Raw genomic sequence first — 18,962 nt, 5'->3', positions numbered from 1 at the left:
TTCGTAACGGTTAGGGAGAAAGCGACTGCGCTTGGGGGAGAATTTCACTTTTTCAGTTGCTTTGTCCCCTTTCCTTCATTTGTTTATCTATCCCGTCCTTCGTAAAGCCACGTTTATACTAATTAAGAGAAAGCTCACCCACGAACCATGACTACTTTACAAGGAGGTTAGAACTACCGATGATTTCAGCATATGGTGGCGGTACACGCCCCTTCGGATGTTATACCGAAGGAGAGCTGGAGGGCATACGCCTTAGAATCGAACAGCTTCCCAAGGTCCAGCAAGAGTACGAAAGACAACAACAGCTGTCTGAACAATTTGCCAGCCGAGAAGCTGCTGCGCCCCTCCATAAACTCGGCGTGTTCCGGGTAGAACCCTTTGTTTTTAAAACCCCTCCCAGAACGGCCTTCCTCAAGCTTTCTGTACAGATTCGGGGAAAGGGCACGGCGCGCATCGGGGGCTTGCGTCTGACTCATTCGCAGCTTGGCTTGCCGGTTGAACTAGCGAATGGCGGTCTAGAATCTGGGATGCTGGGGTGGAGTCAAGACCGAGAAAACGGAAGCACAGTATATCTAGAGAAATTGGCCAGCTGGCAGCAGGGTCTCCAGCCATCTGGTGTAACCCCATCTGGCGCTAGTCTGGCAGACGATTTGCAATGTATCTGCATCAGTAATGAGGAAGTGAAAGGATTGACAATCCTTCATTATGGAGAGACCATACCTGTATACGAAGGTGATCATTACAGCGTGCAGACGGCGCTCAGTCTGGAAGCTCCTCTGGGCGAAGGAATCTGCATCGGGGTCCATTTTCTAAATGCTGCGGGGCAGCCGTTAGGAACTGAGCTGCTCTCCCCGCTTTTTAATCGGCTGACACTTACCAATTGGGCCTACCTGCTGGAGGCTACGGGAGCGGACGCCAATATGTATATGATCACGGGTGAAAGTGAATTTGCGGTTCGAGCCAAGCAAAAGCTCCAGTACATGCTTGCCGATATGCGGGTAGGCATGGATATTTTCCGTAGAGACGGCTGGCATGACGATGATACTTACGGCGCGGTGCATATCGGGAGGGGGCTCGCTGCTGCTTCGGTAATCTACGATCAGATTGCTGGCAGCAGTGTATTCCTCACTGGAGAAGAAACCGAACTTCTCGCTCATTTCCGCTATATCGCAGACATGATGATGGATACCCACTACTACCGGTTTGATCTGGAGACCTTCCCAGATGAAAAGGGGGGAAAACGCAGTAATTGGAATGCCGACCGGGCAACCGGACTGGGTGTATATGCCCTCCTCTTTCCCAATGAAAAACAAAGTGAGGCATATCTTGATCATGCCCTCTCTGTCATCAACTGGCAGCTGGCAGAAGTGGTGGATTCAGACGGCGCGTGGCCAGAAAATATTCGCTACCATGGCGCAGTATTGCATCGCTATTTTCTTTTCTTCGTCCTATTAAAGCGTTTGAAGGGCATTGATTATTTCAAGCATGAGAAGGTAAAGGGCATGTACCGTTTCCTAATCGGCACAGTGACTGCACCAGATATTATTCAAGGCGGCTCTTCTGGCTCCCCCATCCTGCTTACACCAGCGGTCGGCGATGCCAATGTGCAGGAAAAATGGTTTCGCCTGCTTGGATATGCGGCCCCATTCTATATGGACGAAGACCCCCAGCTTGCCGGGGAAATGCTCTGGACGTGGAAGCACGGCGGAGAACCGATTGAGGATAGCGGCGCTTTTCCTCTGCCTCTGGTCGCGCTGTTATATCCACAGCCCGACTTAACAGAACAAAGGCCTGCACTCGACTCCGTACATTATCCCGATATCGGTTATGTCATCTTCCGCAACGGAGAACAGAACCTTCAGCATTATGCAATCTACGAGGCGTCTCCGCTGACTTATCACGCTCATCATGATGAAGGGCACTTCTCCATCTGGGCAGATGGTGTTCCAGTAACCCTTGATTCTGGAACGGGAGGTTACTATAACGGAGATCGGCATTGGTATGTGTCCAGCGCAGCTCATAATGTTGTTCAATTTACCGATTCATTCGGAAATTTTGCCAATGGCCCACTGCAAAGCACATGCAAGGAAGTACGCTTTTCAGAAGAGTTAGATCATGCCAGCAGTCTTATTCCAGAGGCTAACGCCAGAGAATATGAGCGGAATTTCTTGTTCATTAAAGCAGGCTTTAACGTCTACTTGATATGGGATCGAATTGAGGGAGCATCGAACAGCGTCTGGAATCTGCATACACTCAGTACTGATGCAAGTATAATGGAGCAATCCATTGATGCAGCTTGCCTGAACGGCAAGCACCTAAGCGCTTATATCGCCGAACCAGAACTTCCAGTGATTACAGTGGGAGAAGGCGCTGTCGCCGGGAATTATCCGCTGGCAGAGCAGCAACATTTCCGTGTTTATGGTGGTACAAGCGATTACGTCATTCTGCTTCATCCCCGGACAGAAGATGCTTCTTCACTACAGCTTGAACAGCTTGATTATGAAGAGGCTGTCGAAGGAGTACGCTTGTACAGGATATCCCGTACGGATGGAAAATGGTTTATCGCCGCCATCAACGGCACCAAGGAGGAACACCTTGTTACTGTTCCGGGTCCCGGACCGCTTAGGCTGCTCGGAGAATCTGAGTCAACATCCGGGCAACCTGAAGCAACCCAATTAAGAATTGAGGCAGGCAGAATTCACATCGCCATGCCCCGATAACTATATACAAGGAGGAAGATTAGAACATGAGCAATCTTGGAGTATGGGAACCAGCAGAACCGGGAGTTAAACGCTGTATCTTGAACGCTGCAGCCAGTCTGATGATGATGGAGGTTCATTTCGAAAAGGGAGCCGAGGGCTATGAGCATAGCCATCCTCACGAGCAGATGAGCTACTGTCTGCGTGGAAGCTTTGAATTTCGTATTGACGGCGAGAAGCATAAGGTAACCGCGGGGCAAAGTATTGCCATACCGCCAGATGCAAAGCACGGTGTAACCGCATTGGAAGCAGACTCTGCGCTGCTCGATGTCTTCACACCTATCCGCGAGGATCTGCTGAAACGCTAATAAATATATATCTGGCAGCAAAAAAAGGCCCAATCATTCCATTTCAGAGGGAATGATTGGGCTTCTGTTATTTTTCAGCTTGGTACCGTTCCACCTCAAGTGATGCTAATAACAATGGAGCGACGCCCATAGGCACATCCGACAATACGTCCTCAGAGATATAGTAATCGTATGAGCCATTACGGTCTTTGCTCAGACCCGCTCCATGACAGATCTGGTGCAGGTGCACACCTTGTTCATCCTCTTCAGTCAAATGCGTCAAAATGCCTTCATACCCTTGCAACATCGCCTCTATAAAAGAGGATTCCAGATAACCTAATCTTAGTCCCTTAGCCATCGCATAAACAAACATGCACGAGCCGGAAGCTTCAAGATAATTGCCTTTTCTCCCCGCTTGATCTAACACCTGGTACCAGAGGCCAGTCTCCTTGTCTTGAACCTCCAGAAGCGCGCCGCACATCCGCTGGAAAATGCCAATGATCGTCCCCCGCTGCGGATGAGTGAGCGGAAAATGCTCCAGGCAATCAACCACAGCCATCGCATACCAACCCATCGCCCGGCTCCAAAAATGAGAGGACAATCCGGTAGACGAGTCAGCCCATTCCTGCTCTTTGGATTCATCCCAGCCATGATAGAGCAGACCGGTCCGTGGATCACGGGTCCGCCGCTCAACCAGCAGCAGCTGATGCGCCGCTTCGTCAATCAGTTCAGGTCGTTGAAAAACCTTGCCGTATTCCGCTAGGAATGGCGATGCCATGTACAGCCCGTCCAGCCACATCTGGAAAGGGTATACCTTCTTATGCCAGAATCCCCCTTCGGAGGTGCGGGGATGTCCAATAAGCTGTGCGGCCAGCAAATGGGCTGCTTCAGCATACCGTTCTTCTCCGGTTTTCTGGTATAGCAAGAACAGGTTTTTCCCCTCGTTAATCTGGTCCAGATTGTATTCTTCCAGCCTGTAGGTACGGATGGAACCATCCTCTCCAATAAATGTGTCCATATGCCGCTCCATAAAGGAGACATACTCAGGCTGGTCGAGCTGAACACCCGCCCGGGCCATTGCCATCAGCAGCATGCCCGGAACATAAGCCCATCTTTCCAGCACATATTCATGCTCTCCCTGCTTGTTGCACCCTCCAAGAATCGTACTCGCGATTTTACTGGACAAGCGAACGGTTGTTGCTTCAGTTATAGACATCCTTATTCCTCCTTCGTTTGTCATCCATATGAAGTCTAATCTTATGCTCAGTTGAGCTGCTTGCGCAGCCAGGCAAAGGCTGGTTCACCATGAATCTCATGACCTCCGGTGAAGAAGTCCGCTTCTACCTGTCCGATATGATTCGCCGACCTGTAAATCGTCTGCAACTGGGTTAAAGCTAATTTTGTTCCGCGCGGGCCAAACAGATGATCAGCATCTCCCGATTCGAGGAACAGGCCACGAGGGGCAATGAGGCCCAGTAGGTCAGGCATCTCCGCTTCCAGCAAAATCCCTGGAATATAATTATCAAGGCAATGATTGCGTGTCAGAATACTGTCTGCGAAAGTATTGGCATACCCGCTTACGACCGCACAAGCGATTCGTTCGTCAAGTGCAGCTGTGAAGCCAGCCACCAGTCCCCCGCCGGAAATACCCATAATTCCAATTCGTTCATCCTTAACTTCTTTTCTTGTCTGCAAATAATCCAGTGCCCGCATGGTTTCGTAGATACGGTAGCCGGCCATTGTCTTCCCAACCATCAACAATGCGGATGACAGGCGGAAGCAGGAATTACGTCCAGGCTCCCCGCTTGTTAGGTCTTCTTCCAATCGTCTGTCCCCAAAGCCGAGCAGCTCCGGGGCTGCCACTACAAAGCCCTGTTTTACCAGTGAAACAGCGAAGTCTTTGTGCAGCCCTGGATCTCCCTGCCGATCCGATCCGTCCGGGTTCAAGCCTACGATCTCCCGGCTTCCATAGCCATGTCCATGAATGGCAAGAACGGCAGGAACAGGGGTAGAGAACGGCTGATCCGGGATCAAAAGATACAGCGGCATGCGCAACCCTTCATAGGTAGTTATCTCTATACGTTCACGGGTATACCCGGAGCAGACGGTTCGTTCCAGCAGAACCGGTTGCAGCTCCTCAGCTATTTCTGGAAAGCCACCTAACCGCTTCGTAAATGCTGTGCTAAGCTCATCACGCCATTGCTGAAAGGGTATGTCTTTGCTGAAAGCCGAGTTGCGTTGAGCTGAACCAGCTAGTTCTTTCATGTATTGTTCCAGAGGCTCCATCCGAAGTGCTCCTTCCTTAATATCCTTCAGGATGCCAGCCATCAAGCACGGTCAGCACCCTATACTCCGCAGCTTCCTGTGGAATCAGCTGCCGTGACCATGCAGCTCTGGCTTCGGGATTGGCTCCCGGTCCACTGCTGCCATATTCTTCATAGCGGCTAGTTTCCTCCCTGTCCGGCTGCCCCCAATTATGCCAGCCTTCGCCGATAATCGAACTGTCTATGACCGTGCGGATAAAAGCCACATGTGCATAAGGGCGCCAAGGTCGGCCAAGATACACTTCACTTACACCTTGACCGCCAGTAATTTCACAATCGAGGAATACATAACCAAACGGTGCGCCTTCAGGCGTTGATGCGGCTGTAATATATCCTCTGGAACGTTTGTTATGCAGCCGGCAACGTTCAAACAAAGCCGTAGCCGCGCCAAAAATATAATCCACATCGCCTTCAATGTAACATTCGTTATAATATTGCTTTCCTTGCCCTGTATACAAAGTATCCTGATCACCCAGCAGGCGTACACGCCGGAATACAGCATGACCAGCATCAACAAAAGCAGCCACCGCCTGGCCAGTGCCGGGACCTGATGCATTTCGAATGGTCAGATTTTCAGCGGTGAAATGCTCAGCGAATACATTCAGGGTACCGGATTTGAATGTGCCAATCGGCTCTCCGTCCGGACCTAAAGTGTGCGCGTTGTCTGACCACGTAATGATGGTGGAATTCGTGTCTTCCCCCAGTAGCAGAACCGGAGGCGTTCCCTGTTTCACTGTAATTTTTTCCTCGTAAATGCCGGGTTTGATCCGAATCGTCACTTCTTCCTTGTGTTCCTGTGGAATTGAATCCAACGCTGCCTGTAAACTACTGAATCCTTCGTCGACACTCTTAGAGACTGTAATTAACATCTGCGGCTCCTTTCCTATCAACCTGAGTTTATTCTATAATAACCGTAACGCTTCGTAAGAGAAGAGGAGAATTATGACTAGCCTGACTAGCCCCAATCACAAATATCATATTGAAGAAGACCGCTACAGCATCCAGCATATGAAACGTAAAGGCATCACTGCTATGCCACGTCCCCACAGCCATGACTTAGCCGAGCTGTACTATCTGATACAAGGGGAGCGGGTATACTTTGTGGACGACCGAGTCATTACGGTTCATAAGGGTGAGCTTATTCTTATCTCCGGCCGGGAGCTTCATTCCACAGCAAGCTCGGAAGTAGCCGAATTCGAGCGGATTCTGATCAACTATGATCCTGCTCTTCTACCGCCATCCCTGCAGAATGAAGCCATCTGGTTTCATGACCGCGGGTACCGCTTGTTCAAGCTGACCCTGCGCGAGCAGGACGAAGCGGAAATTCTAATGAACCGGATGCTGGAAGAATGCCGGTTGCAGCGCCCGTATTACGAAACCATCGTAATCGCTTTATTCTCCGAGCTGATGATTCTCCTCCAGCGTTCAGAGAGTATCTCACAAGCTGGAGGGACGAAACATCCGCTCCATCATCTAGTAACGGATGTAGCCACCTATATCCGTGATCACTACCGTGAGGCCCTTACTCTGGAAGAGACTGCGAGTAATTTTTACATTAGTCCTTCATACTTGAGCCGTGTATTTCACCGATTGACGGGTTTTCACTTTCGGGAATACATCGTTCATGTCCGCGTAAGGGAAGCCGAACGGCTGCTTGTCGGATCTACAGGCAAAATCCAGGAGATCGCCTCCGCTGTCGGATTTGAACATCTTTCCCATTTCAATAAAACATTCAAAAAATCAACCGGTTTGACCCCGCTCCAATACCGAAAAGAAGCAAGGTCACACCCACGGAAGTTCAAGACGGATTTCCATCATCCATAGAATTTTTTTATCTATCTGTAATCGTCAAATCTTCGGAATGAGTGAGCGTGACGTGGCTGCATCTATGCGCTGTTATCTTCGGCATTTCCGAAGTCTGCAACCGGATACGATCCAGCGTGAGCCCCGTGGCATGCCGCAGCACAATTCCCCGATCACTCACTGCGTGGAATTTTTCGATGGTTAGATCAGCAAGCGGCATCTCCGGCAGCCCGTTAACCAGTAGAGCGGTTGCCGCACCATGGCACACAATATTCTTCAGGGTAATCTTCCGAAATTGCGGAGTTTCCTCTGTAACCGAAAATAACTGCTCGTCATACCCTTCCGATCCTTCAACCCCTGCATAGAACATATGAAAGGATACAGCTTCATGGATGATGCCAGTCATGTTGATATTCTCCATTACAATATCCTCCACCACACCGCCTCTTCCCCGGGTGCTTTTGAACCGCAGGCCAATGTCCGTGCCGATGAACAGGCAGTCGCTAACTCGAACTGCATGGACACCTCCGGACATCTCGCTGCCGATCACAACGCCTCCATGTCCGTGATATACCGTGCAATTCCGGATGGTAATATACTGACAGGGCATTCCCCACTTACGGCCTTCCTCATCCTTGCCTGACTTGAGACAGATGGCGTCATCACCCACATCAAAGCTGCTGTGCTCAACTAGAGCATGCGTGCAGGATTCCAAATCAAGGCCATCCCCATTCTGCGAATACCAAGGATTACGTACCTGAACATTTCGTACGGTAATCTGCTCGCAGCCAATGGGATGAAGACACCAAGCAGGTGAATTCTGGAAGGTCGGCCCTTCCAGCAGCACCCGCCGGCAATTGCGCAGGCTAAGCAACGTCGGACGAAGATACGTACGAGCAGGCAGATAAGCCTCCATACTAGTTTCTCCCTTGTCCCACAGCTTCCGGCAGAAGTCCTCACCTTCCATGGCTTCCCGGGAAGGCCACCATACTTCGCCCTGCGGATCAAGCACTCCTCCAGATTCGATCAAACGCTCCCATTGCTTCTCGGTCATCTTAAACCGCTTCACTGGGCGCCAGCCTTCGCCACTGCCGTCGAATATCCCCTCACCGGTTATTGCCACATCGCTTAAAGCTTCTCCATCGAGCGGAGCCTGACAGCGCCAGCCGGCATTCCCCTCATAATGGGAAGAAAGTAACGGATACAAGGTATGATCAGGGTCAAACTGCACCAACGCTCCCTTGTCTACATACAGATTAATTCGACTACGTAAAGTAAGGGGTCCTGTGCGCCAGATGCCAGCGGGAATAACAACCTTTCCGCCTCCCGCCGAAGCGCAGGCATCCAGTGCAGCCTGAATAGCAGAGGTACATAGCGTTAATCCCCCCTCTTCTGCCCCATAATCCGTGATTGCAAAAGTCCGTTCGGGAATCTGGGGAAGCTCGGGAATCGGATACGTGTTAGTTACAAGATTGCTGCTCATTGAATTTCACCTCCTCCTATTACTCAAGTCCTTCATAGCTAAACCAGTCGAAATCGGCATAGCTTTCGCTCTTTGCGCCTTGAGAGCTTGTGTACATCCCGAGGTATGCTCCTGTGAATCCTCCGGCCAGATCGGTGCTGAGCACTCTGCCATCCGTCCGTTCACAGAAGGCTGTCCACTTGGCGGCTTCAGAAGCTCTGTAATAGAAGCTATACTCTTGTCCTCTGGCTTCCACCTTAAGCTGTACCTGATCCTGTAGATAGGGCACTGACGCCAGCAGCTGCTCGCTGCCACCCATCCGATGAATCAGCTGTAATACACGTTCGCCTGCCTCTAGCCCCAGTTCATAACGGAAGTGGTGATCCGCATTTTGGAGGAGAACAAGACCAGCTACTTCCCCTTCTGCAGCGGGACTAAACGTCATGTCAGTCGCCGCTCTGAAGCTCAAATGCTGCTGGCGTCTACCGATATAAGATGGATTGGCAATCTCCGAGAGCCGTTCTGGCTTCAGGCGAAGCCGTAGAACTCCAGGCTTGTCGGTGAGACTCCAGAATTCACCCCGCGGTGTCCGCAGGAAATTCCAGATCGGTGCCAGCTCATTACCTATAAACTCATCGCGCGCAGGCAATTCCGGCCATTTTGTCTCTGGCAAATCCGGAGCCTCCGTCTCAAATTCCAGCACCCCTTTACCGGGATTGACCACAGGCCATTCATTCTCCCAGATTACCGGTGTCAGGAAGGTTTCACGTCCCAGATTGCGGTAATAACCACCGCTGGTTCGTGAAGCCAAGCAGAACATCCACCAGTCACCATGCTGAGTCTCCACAAGCTCTCCATGACCCACATTAACAATAGGATACGCTCTGCCAAGATGGCGATGCGTCAGAATCGGATTGGCTTTATGGCCCTCATAAGGACCGGTCACACTCTTGCTTCTGGCAATCGTAATCGCATGAGTATGCCCGGTTCCGCCCTCGGCAATCAGCACGTAATACCAAGCGCCGATCTTATAAATATGCGGTCCCTCTTGCGCATGAGCTACCTTGAGTGCGCCTTGCCAAATACTATGCTTCGGACCGATTAGCTTCCCTTGGCTGAGATCAATCTCCTGCAGCCAGATATCCATATGCTTCGGATAATCCTGCCCTTCCGGCGGAACACGGTTGCCGGTATAATACACCTTGCCGTCTTCATCGAAGAACAAAGAGGAGTCAATACCGGGTGCATCCTCCAGCCATACAGGGTCAGACCAGTCTCCGGCCGGATCGGTTGTTGTTACATAAAAATTATGCTGGTTCTTGTCATTGTCAATAAAAGTGGTAATCATATAGAAAACTCCCTCATGATAGCGGAGCGTCGGTGCCCAAATACCCATGGAGGGAATCGAGTGATCCAGATTGAGCTGGGACGGGCGGTCCAGTACATGGCCAAGCTGGCGCCAATTGACCAGATCCTTGCTGTGGAAGATAGGAACGCCTGGGAAAAATTCAAAGCTTGAAGTCACAAGATAATAATCTTCACCAACACGGATAGCGGAAGGGTCAGGATAAAATCCCGGCAGCACTGGATTGTGGAATGTTCTCATTAAAAGTAATCCTCCTCAAAACAATTCAAATGTAAGCACCACCAATTATAGTTCGTATAAGTTTAACTTTCTTGTATTTTCTATGTTCTATTTCTTCATTTTTATACTTTCATGCTATATTGCCCATATTTCACTCCTTGTCAGCGAATAGCCTTTCCCTCTAGAATGGGTGTAATAGGATTTACCTGAAGGGGTGAGCAGCTTGGGAAAAAGAAAGAAATTGTACTCCCGCTTTTTTATGAGCCTAACCGCGATTTCAGTTTGCTGTATTCTAGTACTGGCTGTAGTGATCTTTTATTGGTACCGGAATATTACGATAGATAATGTCAACAAGGCGAACCAAAATGTACTGGTGAATACTGAAACCGTTTTTACAAACTATGAAGAGATCGTCCAGAACTACGCTATGGACTTCTATAGGAATCCAAACATCAACGCGCTCATGATGAATGGCGATACCAGCTGGAGCGACCAGTTGTACAGTGCCTTAAGCCAAATCCGCGGAGCATTGGTTGTGAACCAATATATGGAGAACGCCTATATCATGGGAGTGGATGAGCCTGTTGCCATGTTCGAAAACCTTCCGCTAAGCCCTGAATCCAAGCTGGAGCTATTCTCGAGAATGCGGGATAACATCATTGTTGAATCACCGTTTCTGTGGGAGGCAACCTTGAATAACGGTACCCCCATTACCCTGCTCACCGTGTTTTATAATGACCGGGCGTTTGCGAATAGCGAATATAATGGTGCGGTAGCACTGACCGTCAATTTGGGAAAGCTGCAGAATAATCTGTTTACGCAAAAAGAAGGCGAAGCCACCCGTTACGCTGTGCTTGACGGAAAAGCATCTGTGCTCATGCACAGTGCATTATCTGACATCCCTCTGGAAGAGGGCATGTTAAAGCAGGTGGTGTCCTCCACCTCAGAAAGAGGCTCTTTTGTCTATAAGGGGGGTGAAGAGCCACAGCTGATTACCTATGTATATTCTGCAGCGGACAAGCTGTGGTTTGTGTCGGAGACTTCCTACAAGGATAGCATCCGTGATATCTCCAATGCCCGTAATCTGATGACTGGCCTGTGCTTGGCCTTGATTGCCGCCGCATCTATAACCGCCAACCTGATCTCGCGGCGGATGTATAAGCCAATCGGCCGGCTCTTCGGCAATATCGCTCATCTATCTGGCAATGAAGAAGCGCTGAAAACCGGTGGCGATTTCGATACCGTAAGCCAGGAGCTCGAACAGATTGGCGTTAAGCTGGAGCAGCTAAAAAAAGAAAGCGATGATAGCGCCTTGATGCGGTGGCTGCTTTCCCCGCAGAGAACACCGGAGAACAGCGGGACACCCCTGATGAGCATAGCCGCTTCTGGGGGAGCATATTGTGTATGCGTACTGACCACTCTGGAGCCCGAACAACCTGAAGACTCCGACTTCCGGCATACCTTTGAGGAAAACATACAACAGATTGAACATGCCTTCTGTGAACTTGCAGCCATTCAATCCTTCCGCCCACATCAAGGCACTGCTGTACTTATTCTGAGCGAGCTTCACAGCGGCAGCTTCGGCGATTACGCTTTGTACCGCGGCAAATGGGAAGAAACCGCCGCGCAGCTACAGCTTTCCGGAGCCTGCTGCGCCTTCGGAATCAGCGGGCTGACGGATGATTTAAACCTACTGAGGGCTAAATACAATGAGGCTGCGGACAGTCTGCAATATATTAAATTTCATGTGCAGCAGAACATCATCTTTGCCGATGATACGATCCACCTGAACAGCAGCCCAATGCCCGACAGTGCCCTTGAACCGGTACTGCAAGCCGTTAAGCAGACGGAACTCTCGAACCATATTCCGCAGGCAGTGGAGAGATTGCTGGCAGTAGCCTGCAGTTACCGCGTCGAGCCTGCCACCATCGCTTTATCGAGACTGGTCTTTGAGCTCAGTCGCACGGCTGAGCTTAATGCAGACGTCCAGCATTCCGGCTTTCTAGATAATTACCAGCATATCTGGCAGATCCAAAGCTATGACAAGCTATGGAATTGGATTGTAGACAGCTGTTATACCGCCCACGAGCGTATTGCCAGCATGAGCGCTGTACAGACCAAGAGCATTGCTGGTGAAGCCATTTGTTATATCAGAGATCATTATGATGACTCCAGGCTCTCCCTTAATGCCCTTGCTGACAAGCTATCGCTAAGTCCCGCTTATCTCAGTAGACTTATTGCCGACGAAGTAAACTGCAGCTTTCCCGATTTCGTTAACCTGCTGCGTCTGGAGCAGGCGCAGATGTTATTAGTCACTGAGCTTGGCTTGGATATCCGGGAAATTGCCGAGAAAGTGGGCTACAACAGCAGCACCTATTTTACAACCCAGTTCAAAAAGCGTTATGGGGTTACACCTTCTAAATGGAGAATGAATCATATTTTGCAGAAACAGAATCTTCCTGATTGACCCGCTAAAAGTAAGGAACAAAGGGGATGTCCCGGCAGCATTTTCATAGCCGGAGACATCCCCTTTTTGACTTTCAATGAATAACCCTCGCGCCGGCCTTACTATGAAATCCCCCTTTAAATCAGGCTTTTGAGCACCCTAAAAACAAAAAAGTTCTGTCTTTTTCGTTTTTTTAAGCTGCCCTTTTCCGCTTTTTTTAACTTTTTCCCGTTTATTATGATAGCGTTTACATTCCGGGTGGATTTATGATTTTCATGTAAAGCGTTCTCCTAAAACAAGGGACGGAAATGACAACGCTAGTATAAAGGAGTGGACTGTTAATGATGCAAGAAGCTACATCGGAGACACAAGGAATGCCAAGTCCGGGAATCAGGACGGCCAAAGCCAAGAGCTTCCGTAAATCCCTAAGGAAGGACAGCTCGCTTTATTTGCTCGCTCTTCCGGGAATCATCATTCTAATTCTTTTTGCTTATCTGCCGATGAGTGGTCTGATTCTCGTCTTTAAAAATTACAACTTCAACGACGGAATCTTCGGCAGCCCGTGGGCCGGCTTCTCTAATTTCGAGTTTTTCTTCTCTAGTATGGAAGATTCTCTTAGGGCTACACGCAACACGGTGATGTTAAATGCGCTGTATATGCTAACCGGCACGTTTTTTTCAGTGGCCATCGCCATTATTCTAAATGAGCTGCGCAGCAAATGGTTTATCAAAATCACGCAGAGCGTCATGTTTTTCCCGTATTTTATTTCCTGGATTATTATCGGAGCCATTCTGTTCTCCCTGCTGGATTACGACAAAGGCATTATGAACCAGTTGCTCCAGACATTCGGCTTCTCCCAGGTTGACTGGTATTCCAGCCCTTGGCTGTTCGTAATCATTCTCGTGCTAGCGAATATCTGGAAAAGCGCTGGTTACGGCGCCATCATCTATTATGCGGTTCTGCAAGGCATCGACACTTCCTATTATGAAGCTGCAAGAATCGATGGTGCCTCCAGATGGCAGATTATCACCAAAATTACGGTGCCAATGCTGATTCCGTCGATCATTCTGATGACGCTGCTGGGCATCGGGGGCATGCTGAAAGGCGACCTCAGTATGATTATGGGGGTAACGTTCCTGAATCCGTTGCTTCTGCCGACTACCGACATTATCGATGTGTATGTATACCGCACAGCCATCCGTTCCGGAGAATTCGGCTTTGCTTCAGCCATCACGCTCTATCAATCCGTCTTTGGTTTCATTCTGGTGCTGGTGGCCAACAAATTAGCCGGCTGGTATGACAAAGACAGCAAACTATTTTAGGAGACTGATAAGATGCAAACTACCGAAAACAAAGGCCTGCTCATTTTCTTTTACATCTGTATTGCCGTATTTTCCGTAATCTGTCTAGCGCCGTTTATTCTGGCAGTATCCGGCTCCTTATCTACCGAATCCAGAATCGCCGCGGAAGGCTATTCGTTCTGGCCCAGAGGCTTTACCTTTGAAACCTATGAATTCCTGTTTGGCTCGAAGGCACAGCAGATTCTGCGGGCGTATTCCATGTCGGTGATCGTTACGGTGCTGGGTACCGTATCGGCCGTATTGGTGACCACCGCTTACGCTTATGTCATTTCCGTTAAAAGCTTCCGGCTCAAAAATTTCTTCGCCTTCTTCGCCTATTTTACAATGCTGTTCAGCGGAGGAACGCTGCCATGGTATCTGCTTAGCACCAAATATTATCATTTGGGCGATACGCTCATCGGCCTGTTCATCCCTTATGTGCTAAGCGTCTTTCTGATGTTTCTCATGGCTAACTATTTCCGCAGCATCCCGCATGAAATCGTGGAATCTGCGCAAATCGATGGTGCCGGACATCTGCGGATCTTCTTCAGCATTATGATTCCGCTGGGCCGCGTCGGACTGGTCACCATCTCGCTCTTTTACGCACTGCAATTCTGGAATGACTTCTATTTGCCACTAATGCTGGTATCCGATCAGGATCTCTATACGATCCAATATTTGATGTACAACATGATGGCGAACATTCAGTTCCTGGCTTCCGGCAATGCTGCTCAAGTTGGTGGAGCTATCATCGCACCGCCACTGGAGACAGCCAAAATGGCAATGACCTGTCTCACCGTTTTGCCAATCGCCATATTATATCCTTTTCTCCAGCGCTTTTTTGTCAAAGGCATTATCGTAGGTTCAGTCAAAGGCTAATTTCCAGCAAGGATGCCATATTATGTTCGGTTGCACCGGGTTTATGCTCCCCTACTTCTTGATGTACAATGGGACTTAAGGGAGCACGGCCTTTGCAATAGATGCCTCAAACATTATGATTCTATTTCAGGAGGGTTCATCATGAAAAAGAAAAAAGGTTGGTTAAGTTTGCTCCTCGCTGCGGTGTTCTTGGTAAGTGGCTGTGCTCAGGGCGACAATGAAAGCGCTCCCCCTAGTTCTGGAACTGGAAATGAAGGTACCTCTTCCTCTACGGATAGCGGTAGTAAAGACGGCAGCGCCTTGGCTCCTGCCAAATTGAAAATTGTGCTGTACGGGGATGAGTCCAACCGGATGAAGGAACTAGCGAAGACATCGTTCTACGACACTATTAAGAAAGAAATCAATGCTGAGGTTGAATTTCAGTTTCTTCCTTGGACCGAATATGGCGGCGGTAAAACTGATTTAATGCTGTCTACGGGAGAAGACTTCGCAACTTATACAGATGCCAATTACATGGTAAAATCTGTGGCAAAGGGGCTTTATGCCGACCTCACTCCGTATGCCGATGCAGCCGCTGATTTGAGTAAAAATGTGGACGAGGCCTCCTTCAAAGCCTTTCAGCTGGAAGGCAAGCAGTATGCGATCCCCGTCGGCAACAAACCGAATTCTGCGGAATTCTACAGTGCGCTAGTTAGACAGGATTTGCTTGAAGAAGCCGGCATGACACAGGTCACTTCACTGGGAGAATTAGAGCAGTTCTATGATAAGGTCCATGCCATTCATCCCGAACTGATCGGGTACGCTAACACCGATGCACGCAGACTCCTACAATATGATTACACGGACAAAAACCTCTATTGGCAAAATGATTTTATTGCCCTGGATGAGTCTGTGAAGGATGATCAAATTATTAGCTGGTTTGAAACCGAAGAGTTCAAGAGTTATGCGAACCTAATGCACGGCTGGTATGAAAAAGGAATCATTCCAAAATATGCCGCCACCAATGTCCCACAGCTGCAGTCTGACTGGAACTCCGGAAAAGCGATGTTCTGGGCCGGCACAGCAGCACGCCCATTCGAAGGTGCGGCAACCATCTCACAAGCAGTGCCTGATGCCAAACTGGTCAACTATTTCCTCGGCAGCGGCCGTCCAAAAATCAGCCGCGGCACTTACAGCACCGCCTTTTTTGTCTCCACCGCAGCTAAAGACCCTGAACGTTATATTATGTTCTTCAATCTGCTGCAAAAAAACCAGGAGCTGTACGACTTGTTCGCCTACGGGATAGAAGGAACAGACTATACGCTGGATGAAAACGGGCGTTTGACCAAAATAACCACTGATTCGCTGATCCCTGACTGGCTGCTGATGAACAAAAACTTCATGCGTTTCGACAACACGGTACCGGACGAGTTTATTGCAGAATATAAAGCTTGGGACGATGGAGCCATCATTTCCAAAGGTGCCGGCTTCAACTTTGACAATACACCCGTCAAGAATGAAGAAACGAAGCTGAACGGCGTATTCACTGAATACCTCTCTCCGATCGGCAGCGGCTTCAGTGATTATGACACCGCCTTTCCCAAAGCGCTAGACAGACTAAAAGCAGCGGGAATAGACAAATATATCGCTGAATACCAGAAACAATTTTCCGAATGGTACGCTAAGCAGCAGTAAGCACCGCCGCGGCAATTATCATACCGGTCAAGAAGCGTGTCTCCATTAAGGAGCACGCTTCTTTTGGCCTTCGAACACCGTGATGAAAGCGGTATAATGGCCAACCTTGAATCAATACGACGGCGAGCAGGATAATTCAATCAAAATGATTACGTTTGGGGAATTTTCGTTGCTGATACTCTTAGAATTATTTTCAAAGTAACCTGAAGGATAAGAGGGAAACTGCTCATTGGTTAAAAGCGCAAAAATAAAAATTTAAGCGGCATTTTATAGTGGAGATATACTCGTTATAGGTTAATACTATAAATATTATTTCTATTATATATTAGACCAATAAATGCCTATAGCGCTATTATGTTATTTATAATAATTACTCTCGCCAATTACCTGATCTTCAAAAACTTTACGAAATCCACCATGAGCAAGGGTTTGAAATACTTGGTTTTCCTTGTAACCAATTCAACGAGAAGGAGCCAGAAAGCAACTCAGAAGTACATGAATATTGTGAGAGCAACTTTGGAGTTAAGTTTCCATTATTTGAGAAAGTTGAGGTTAGGGGACCGTCTGCCCATCCTTTATTTCAATATCTAACACAGCAAGCACCATTTCAAGGATTCGATACTGAGACATCAGGCGGTAAATGGATGCAGGATTTTCTGCAGGAAAAGTATCCCGACATATATGCCGGAGATGGGGTTAAGTGGAATTTTTCAAAGTTTTTAATTGATAGAAACGGTCATGTATACGGTAGATACGAAACCACGACTGAACCCTTTGACATAGAGCCATTGATTGAATCACTTCTTTTAAAGTAAATGAATCCGATTGGTAATTTTAACAAACAGAGAACGATAGTTTAACATAAAGGGTTTACATATTAGGCATGCAAAACATTTAGAACCCTTTATGTTATTTAAATTTCATTTCTTACTTTGATTAAATAATATTAAGTCAGAATAAATTATATTAATAAGATAAGATATAAGCCAATAACCAGTAGTACATAAAGAATTGCCTGTCCTCCCCCCATACGATTAGTTAAGCCAACCTGTAAGGAAAAAAAAGAGCATTGTGGTACCCACACAGATAAGGAGCAATAGCTCCAAATTTTTTTCAAATAGATGTTTTATAAACCATAGATAACTTACAATACACAACAAAAGAACAGCACTATAAAAAAACAAGGAATCATAATGAGTTACAAATAGGCCCCCTCCACCAATAGAAAAGACTATACCTATAACTAAAAACCACATTCCCACTCCAATCGCAGCACTTAAAGCAATAAAAAAGAAACTCATTATCATATTTATGCTCCCTTGGCTCGCTTCTCGTTTTCCACATTTTCCCTCTCCATGTTTTATCGGATTACTCCCTTTATTTATGTATATATCTTTGCTGCCTGACGACGATACCGATTTCTTTCAACTGAAGCACCATCTTTTTGACTTCAATAAAAAGACAACCTTCTTCAAGAAGGTTGTCTTTTGTGTGATCAAGCGCTTGCTTGTAAGCTAAGCAAACTCCCCATCGTAAGTTCTTATTCACTAATCGCTGCGTTATCGTATAAGTCAACCAATTCATCGAAGGAGGTAATAATGACATCAGAGCCCTTCAGCTCATCCTGACGTCCGAAGCCTGCATAGGCGCAGCCGATTACGGTCTGGCCATTTCCTTTACCTGCCTGAACATCAGAAGAACGATCCCCAACCATCCAGGCACTGCTGATACCATGATTATCCAAAAGAATGCGTAGCAGCTCGGTCTTAGTCGCAGTGCCTTGACCTCCCGCACTATACAAGCCTTCGAACAACGCCTTAAGCTCATGCACCACAACGATGCTGTGAATATAATCCTCCAGCCCGTTGCTAGCCACAAACAGCTTCACTCCGCGCTCTTTAAGCGCTGTCAGTGTCTCAACCACCTGTGGATACAGTAGCGTGCCTCCGGCTTCAAGCCCTTCAATCTCCAGCTGCAGGAGCAATTCATCCGCCCGGCGGTGCACGGCTTCATCTGCTTCAGGCATAACATTCTTCCAAATGTCTGCCAGCAACATCCCTAAGCAGCCTAGAATACGTTCTTCTGGTGGTGTAGGTCCTACGTATAGTCCCTCTTCCCGCAAAATATCGAACATTTTATGATATGCAGGCAATAAAAGACTTTCAGTCTGGAACAATGTTCCATCCATATCAAATACAATCGCTTCTGGCTTGTTCAGTTTCGCATGAACCACGTTTTGTTCCGTTCCATGTACTTCGTTACTCATCTGTTGTTCCTCCCCATTCTGTTCAGCTTCAGGTAAGACATTCATCTGTGCGATATTTCCAGTACAAGCCCTATGATATATGAAATCGCTTTGTAATGTCCATGCTCTTAACTTTTTCTGTTGCAGTTTATATTTCG

13 protein-coding genes and 1 pseudogene are annotated in these 18,962 nt (G+C 48.2%); 8 read left to right on the top strand and 6 right to left on the bottom strand.

Annotated elements, in window-relative coordinates; genetic code table 11:
* Positions 1–179 precede the first annotated feature (179 nt).
* Complete coding sequence (locus MHH89_RS00440; protein WP_340034231.1) at positions 180–2,720, top strand: heparinase II/III domain-containing protein; 2,541 nt, start codon at positions 180–182, stop codon at positions 2,718–2,720.
* A gap of 26 nt (positions 2,721–2,746) precedes the next feature.
* Positions 2,747–3,067, top strand: coding sequence for a cupin domain-containing protein (locus tag MHH89_RS00435; protein WP_036683993.1), 321 nt, complete (start codon positions 2,747–2,749; stop codon positions 3,065–3,067).
* A gap of 67 nt (positions 3,068–3,134) precedes the next feature.
* Here the strand turns inward: MHH89_RS00435 and MHH89_RS00430 are convergent, their stop codons facing one another.
* The 3 genes from MHH89_RS00430 to MHH89_RS00420 are packed head-to-tail and all read right to left on the bottom strand — an operon-like array spanning position 3,135 to position 6,239.
* Positions 3,135–4,262 carry a glycoside hydrolase family 88/105 protein gene (locus MHH89_RS00430; protein WP_076278570.1) on the bottom strand — a complete coding sequence of 376 codons (1,128 nt, stop codon included), beginning with the start codon at positions 4,260–4,262 and terminating at the stop codon, positions 3,135–3,137.
* Between the two features lie 47 nt (positions 4,263–4,309).
* The gene (locus MHH89_RS00425) at positions 4,310–5,374 is read right to left on the bottom strand and encodes an alpha/beta hydrolase family protein (protein ID WP_254848713.1); all 1,065 of its coding nucleotides are present in this window, start codon (positions 5,372–5,374) and stop codon (positions 4,310–4,312) included.
* Positions 5,349–6,239, bottom strand: a complete 891-nt coding sequence (locus MHH89_RS00420; protein WP_076191130.1) for a pectinesterase family protein — start codon at positions 6,237–6,239, stop codon at positions 5,349–5,351. The genes MHH89_RS00425 and MHH89_RS00420 overlap by 26 nt, the downstream gene beginning before the upstream one ends.
* 73 nt (positions 6,240–6,312) lie before the next feature.
* Here MHH89_RS00420 and MHH89_RS00415 point away from each other — a divergent pair, with 73 nt between their 5' ends.
* Positions 6,313–7,194, top strand: coding sequence for a helix-turn-helix transcriptional regulator (locus MHH89_RS00415; protein ID WP_076281029.1), 882 nt, complete (start codon positions 6,313–6,315; stop codon positions 7,192–7,194).
* Positions 7,195–7,201: 7 nt separating this feature from the next.
* Here MHH89_RS00415 and MHH89_RS00410 read toward each other — a convergent pair whose 3' ends face one another.
* Together MHH89_RS00410 and MHH89_RS00405 are read right to left on the bottom strand one after the other, a co-directional pair.
* The gene (locus MHH89_RS00410) at positions 7,202–8,656 is read right to left on the bottom strand and encodes a glycoside hydrolase family 28 protein (RefSeq protein WP_076281030.1); all 1,455 of its coding nucleotides are present in this window, start codon (positions 8,654–8,656) and stop codon (positions 7,202–7,204) included.
* Positions 8,657–8,675: 19 nt separating this feature from the next.
* Positions 8,676–10,241, bottom strand: a complete 1,566-nt coding sequence (locus MHH89_RS00405) for a glycoside hydrolase family 43 protein (RefSeq protein ID WP_076124862.1) — start codon at positions 10,239–10,241, stop codon at positions 8,676–8,678.
* Positions 10,242–10,443: 202 nt separating this feature from the next.
* Between MHH89_RS00405 and MHH89_RS00400 the strand changes: the two genes are divergently transcribed.
* From MHH89_RS00400 to MHH89_RS00380, 5 genes and pseudogenes are all read left to right on the top strand, one after another.
* Positions 10,444–12,687 carry an AraC family transcriptional regulator gene (locus MHH89_RS00400; RefSeq protein ID WP_312150866.1) on the top strand — a complete coding sequence of 748 codons (2,244 nt, stop codon included), beginning with the start codon at positions 10,444–10,446 and terminating at the stop codon, positions 12,685–12,687.
* 320 nt (positions 12,688–13,007) lie between these two features.
* Positions 13,008–13,988, top strand: a complete 981-nt coding sequence (locus MHH89_RS00395) for an ABC transporter permease (RefSeq protein WP_081383729.1) — start codon at positions 13,008–13,010, stop codon at positions 13,986–13,988.
* A gap of 12 nt (positions 13,989–14,000) precedes the next feature.
* A complete protein-coding gene (locus MHH89_RS00390; RefSeq protein WP_038569639.1) occupies positions 14,001–14,885 on the top strand; it encodes a carbohydrate ABC transporter permease in 885 nt (294 codons plus the stop codon).
* 141 nt (positions 14,886–15,026) lie between these two features.
* Positions 15,027–16,559 (top strand): DUF3502 domain-containing protein, encoded by a 1,533-nt coding sequence (locus MHH89_RS00385; RefSeq protein WP_312150868.1) that lies wholly within the window; start codon positions 15,027–15,029, stop codon positions 16,557–16,559.
* Between the two features lie 368 nt (positions 16,560–16,927).
* Positions 16,928–17,374: pseudogene (locus MHH89_RS00380) on the top strand (glutathione peroxidase); the annotation flags it as partial.
* A gap of 725 nt (positions 17,375–18,099) precedes the next feature.
* Here MHH89_RS00380 and MHH89_RS00375 read toward each other — a convergent pair.
* Entirely contained in the window at positions 18,100–18,825 is a 726-nt protein-coding gene (locus tag MHH89_RS00375) for an HAD family hydrolase (protein WP_076184256.1), read from the bottom strand.
* Positions 18,826–18,962: the final 137 nt, after the last annotated feature.

This window comes from Paenibacillus sp. FSL H7-0323, from assembly GCF_038002725.1.
Lineage (GTDB): Bacteria > Bacillota > Bacilli > Paenibacillales > Paenibacillaceae > Paenibacillus_AQ > Paenibacillus_AQ odorifer.
The sequence above is the reverse complement of the archived record's forward strand: the minus strand, read 5'-3'. Positions and strand labels throughout refer to the sequence as shown.

What these genes read in the sequence shown, in the direction of transcription:
- MHH89_RS00440 (WP_340034231.1), top strand. Translation starts at nt 180, where the DNA reads ATGATTTCAGCATATGGTGGCGGTACACGCCCCTTCGGATGTTATACC.
- MHH89_RS00435 (WP_036683993.1), top strand. Translation starts at nt 2,747, where the DNA reads ATGAGCAATCTTGGAGTATGGGAACCAGCAGAACCGGGAGTTAAACGC.
- MHH89_RS00430 (WP_076278570.1), bottom strand. Translation starts at nt 4,262, where the DNA reads ATGTCTATAACTGAAGCAACAACCGTTCGCTTGTCCAGTAAAATCGCG.
- MHH89_RS00425 (WP_254848713.1), bottom strand. Translation starts at nt 5,374, where the DNA reads ATGGCTGGCATCCTGAAGGATATTAAGGAAGGAGCACTTCGGATGGAG.
- MHH89_RS00420 (WP_076191130.1), bottom strand. Translation starts at nt 6,239, where the DNA reads ATGTTAATTACAGTCTCTAAGAGTGTCGACGAAGGATTCAGTAGTTTA.
- MHH89_RS00415 (WP_076281029.1), top strand. Translation starts at nt 6,313, where the DNA reads ATGACTAGCCTGACTAGCCCCAATCACAAATATCATATTGAAGAAGAC.
- MHH89_RS00410 (WP_076281030.1), bottom strand. Translation starts at nt 8,656, where the DNA reads ATGAGCAGCAATCTTGTAACTAACACGTATCCGATTCCCGAGCTTCCC.
- MHH89_RS00405 (WP_076124862.1), bottom strand. Translation starts at nt 10,241, where the DNA reads ATGAGAACATTCCACAATCCAGTGCTGCCGGGATTTTATCCTGACCCT.
- MHH89_RS00395 (WP_081383729.1), top strand. Translation starts at nt 13,008, where the DNA reads ATGATGCAAGAAGCTACATCGGAGACACAAGGAATGCCAAGTCCGGGA.
- MHH89_RS00390 (WP_038569639.1), top strand. Translation starts at nt 14,001, where the DNA reads ATGCAAACTACCGAAAACAAAGGCCTGCTCATTTTCTTTTACATCTGT.
- MHH89_RS00385 (WP_312150868.1), top strand. Translation starts at nt 15,027, where the DNA reads ATGAAAAAGAAAAAAGGTTGGTTAAGTTTGCTCCTCGCTGCGGTGTTC.
- MHH89_RS00375 (WP_076184256.1), bottom strand. Translation starts at nt 18,825, where the DNA reads ATGAGTAACGAAGTACATGGAACGGAACAAAACGTGGTTCATGCGAAA.